Annotated in this window: 2 protein-coding genes; both read left to right on the top strand. The window is 30.9% G+C overall.

The features are described from left to right. On the top strand, nucleotides 1-351 hold a 351-nt coding region (locus ACWIX0_RS13780), incomplete at its 5' end, for a hypothetical protein (protein ID WP_454174553.1). Nucleotides 352-761: 410 nt separating this feature from the next. After that, nucleotides 762-995 (top strand): hypothetical protein (locus tag ACWIX0_RS13775; protein ID WP_454174552.1); only part of this gene is annotated, 234 nt, incomplete at its 3' end.

Here is a 995-nt window from a genome sequence, read left to right as displayed (position 1 = left end):
TGTTTAAGTTGTCTTGAGCCTAAAAGAATGTTATTTTTGGGATATGAAATGAAAAAGATTATTATATTAGTAAGTTATGTTTTAATTATCAATACAAACGCGAGTAGTCTTACTCATTCATATAACCCCAGCGATGTATTATCTAATCAATTACTGCTTTTTAAGGTAAATGCACGACATTATTATAAGGCTTGGGCTATTGGATATTGTTTGGGATATTACATAGTAGAGAATAATGTTACTGTAACTTTTGATACACAATTAGATGTTGATAAAATCGCCTATGTTAAGGGCATTGAGCCATTAAAAGAGTTGCAAAGCTACATAGATTCAAAAAAAAGACTATTTTGAAAAAGACAAAGTAAATCGTTGTTTAAAATTAGTCATACCAACAAGTAAAATCAATGGAATAGTTACTCTTGAAGACGAAATCGAGCGAATTGTAAAAAAATACTGCAAAGAATGTAAGTGAATCCAAAATTACAATGTTTAAGATTTAATTAAATAAAATCTAAAAAATCACAAGAAATCTAAATGCCAAAGCTAAATCCATTGCTTGAATCTGACAATATAGGACGAGCTCATATTTACTTCAATCAGTTTCCATAAAACACCCTCACAATACCAAATCCCCACTTCATCAAAAAAACCAAAGAAATCAAACACATTAAGCAAGTTAAACAATTTTACATTAAGCCATTTTATTGTATCATTTTATTTTATTATTTTATGCGTTTAATTTCTAATAAGGAGTATTCCAAATGTCAAACCACACAAGTCCCATAAACACAAAAAATGGTGCAAATCCCACAAACTCTAGCAAATCTTTTATCAACGATACAAATCCTACAACTCCAACCTCATTCCTATCCCTAACCATACAAAGCAATAACAGCAATGCAAACAATGCAAGCAACAATCCCAATACTAACCCCACACAAACCGCCACAATCTCACATCACACACATAATCCACACAATCCAAACGCTAACCAA

The organism is Helicobacter sp. T3_23-1059, assembly GCF_053654515.1.
Note: the sequence above shows the minus strand (reverse complement) of the source record. Positions and strands in the feature narration are given on the sequence as shown.